The sequence below is a fragment of the Ruegeria sp. YKSE079 genome (assembly GCF_059612845.1).
The window spans coordinates 1-2,761 of sequence record NZ_JBXWRJ010000047.1; the positions used below are offsets into that span (position 1 = coordinate 1).

Annotated in this window: 3 protein-coding genes; 2 read left to right on the forward strand and 1 reads right to left on the reverse strand. The window is 55.6% G+C overall.

Going from position 1 to position 2,761, the window contains the following annotated elements:
* Positions 1 to 243 precede the first annotated feature (243 nt).
* Both AC2FMY_RS21895 and AC2FMY_RS21900 read left to right on the forward strand, forming a co-directional pair.
* A complete protein-coding gene (locus AC2FMY_RS21895) occupies positions 244 to 1,092 on the forward strand; it encodes a 3-methyl-2-oxobutanoate hydroxymethyltransferase (RefSeq protein ID WP_480747860.1) in 849 nt (282 codons plus the stop codon).
* 4 nt (positions 1,093 to 1,096) lie between these two features.
* Positions 1,097 to 1,774, forward strand: a complete 678-nt coding sequence (locus AC2FMY_RS21900; RefSeq protein WP_480747859.1) for a class I SAM-dependent methyltransferase — start codon at positions 1,097 to 1,099, stop codon at positions 1,772 to 1,774.
* Positions 1,775 to 1,776: 2 nt separating this feature from the next.
* Here the strand turns inward: AC2FMY_RS21900 and AC2FMY_RS21905 are convergent, their stop codons facing one another.
* On the reverse strand, positions 1,777 to 2,226 hold the full coding sequence (locus AC2FMY_RS21905) for a MerR family transcriptional regulator (protein WP_480747858.1): 450 nt from the start codon (positions 2,224 to 2,226) through the stop codon (positions 1,777 to 1,779).
* Between the last annotated feature and the right edge of the window lie 535 nt (positions 2,227 to 2,761).

Below are 2,761 nucleotides of genomic sequence, written 5' to 3' on the forward strand. Positions count from 1 at the left end.
CCAACCCGGCCATTGTGTTTTCATGCTGCACGCGCTCGCAGCGCGGGGGGTTTCTGCGGTAGCTGAATTTTCGGCTGCCGCAACGCGGCGAGAAAACTGGCCATTCGATCAGAGCGCAGCAAAATTCTCTGTACGAAAACCAAGACACGGGACCAGGTGGTAGTTCGAAAAGGTTTGCGAATCTTACATATATGTCAGATAGTGGATCTCATCCAACAAAACTCAACCGGATGGGAGGAATTTATGACAAAACGCAGAAAGACTCGGCTCAAGCACCTTGCCGAAAAGGTACAAAAGGGCGAGCGCATCGTTGGCATGGAGTGCCATGACACCCCCAGCGCGATTATGGCCGAGGAATTAGGCATGGATCTGCTCTGCTGTGGCAGCCCCGGCCCGATGGGCATGATGGGTCACAAATCCATGGCCACCGTGGATTTCGAGGAACAGCTCTACATGCTCGAAGGTGTGCTGCGTGGAGCATCGTCGCCGTTCATCATCTGCAACATGCCAAACACGACGGCCTGCATCTCGGTTGAGGAATCGGTTCGCAATGCCGCAAAGGTCGTCAAGTTAGGCGCCGATGGCGTGCATATCGAACCCTCGCTTGGCACCGTTGGTCATATCAAAGCCATCGTCGATGCCGGTATTCCCGTCGTGGGGCATTTTGGAGTTCAGGGCGAACGTGCGGTGATGAACTCGGGCCATGCGCCGGCCGGACGCACCGCAGAAGAGGCATCGGCCATTGTCGAACTGGTCAAGGCATCGATTGATGCGGGTATTTTCGCGGCTCTCTTCGAGCACACGTCGGTTGAGCTGACGAAATGGTGCTACGAAAACTTGCCCGTTGCAGTGGCCAGCCTTGGCTCCGGTCCACACGCGCATGGAATTTTTCATGTATCCAGCGACATCATCGGGTGTTCGGTCTTTCCCATTCCCCCCAAACGCGAAGTGTTCGGTGACGTCTGGGGCGAAATGCAAAGAGCCTACTCAGCCTATTTCGAAGCAGCCACGAGTGGGCAGTTCCCCAAGCCGGAGCTCAGCCATGAAATGCACGCTGGCGAGTTTGAGAAATTCGTCAGTACGGTGCATTGAGCCCATGAAGGGCGCCAAGCGGCTTGATCCACGTGGATTGATGCAATGGTTGGCGACCCTCCCCGAAAAGAACGGGGCCTGCGTCGAATGTGGCGCAGGTCTTGGAGAGCTGTCGGCATTCCTAAAACCCTACTTTACCACTGTGGTGGCGACGGACGTGGCGCCACCCCGATTGCAACAGACGCCGGTCAAGGTTGTTAAGGCAGCTGCCGAGAAGCTTCCGGTGAGAGAGCAGAGTGTCGATTTGCTGTTTTCCATGCAGGCGCTACACCACTTTGATCTTTCGGCACATCTTGCCGAAGCTCAACGAGTTGTGCGAACGGGTGGCGTTTTCGCAGCATTGGCGTGGGGCGAGATTTCACTGCCTCCGCGTGTACGGGCTGCATACCAAACTCTTTTCGAAGTCATTGGCCCCCATTGGGAATGCGCGCGCGAATGGGTGATTTCAGGATATGAGGGGTTGTCGCTTCCGGGCACCGTGATCGAGGTGCCTGCTGCAATGATGCGGCGCCAGATGACTTTACCTGCCCTTGAAGCAGAGTTTGCAAAATGGAGCGCAGTGCAGAATGCACTGCGAGCAGGAGTTTCGCTTGAGGAACCTGACTACGACGAGATGCCTTTCTCCGACGACGCCGAATTCGATGTGTTTTGGCCGATCGTTGGACAGGTCTTCCGCCTCTAAACCTAATCCCAGATCAAGGCGGCCACTGGGTTTTCTTCTGCCATGCGGTTCATGGGACAGTCCGGGCAGGTCTTGGAGCTAGGGACATTCTCACAGCCCTTGCACTCCTGAACTGATTTCTCGGCATCCATTATTGTCCGCCGGAGTGAAAGTGCCCGCTCGGCCTTTCGGCTCAACTGCTCAGCCAGGTCTTCGAGCAAGGCGCCAACGGAGAGACAAGAAGAATTCCCGGTTGAATGCTTTGATCGTTCCTGCGCGATCTCCGCGACGGTTTCCAACGGAATATCGAGCGCACGCAACTGTCGCATGAGCTGTGCAACCGCGAGGTCCTCTTCATCATATTGACGCGTACCGCCTTCAGATCTGCCAGGCGTAATGATCCCAAGCTGCTCGTAGTGGCGCAGCATTCGCTCGGTTAGACCAGTTGCTTGTACCAATTCGCCAATTTTCATGCATCGGTCTCGTCTAGTTTTTTCCTGGATCTGGCATCGGCGTCAGATAAGCAACAATATAGATGTGGACTATGTAAGGTCAAATAGGGCTCAGAACCGCCTAACGCCCGCGTGGCAATGCCGGTGCAACAGGCTGATCGAGACCGGTCATCCGGGGGATCGGGCCAAGTCTTTGATCTTGTATCATGTTGCTCAATGCGTGGTCATAGGCAAGTCAGGAGCCGTAGTTCGCGCATGGGCGGCAAAACCGAAGTGTGAGCCCATCCTGTGAATTTGATTTTCTCGCTGCGCGCGCTCGCAGCACAGATTTTGCCGCGCGCGCATCATCTTTAGTACGACAATGCAGCGAGAAGAGCGGCCATTCGTGCCAGGCGCAGCGAGACTTCTTCAGGCAAGGAACGAGTCGCGGACTGAGCGAGCATCTAGCTAATTGACTGCAGTGTCTGGTTTGCTTTGCATTGCGGTATTTCGCTTCAAGAGAAATGGCACAAGGAAGGTCCTCTCCTTTGTCGCCGACACACCGTCGCAACGTCCC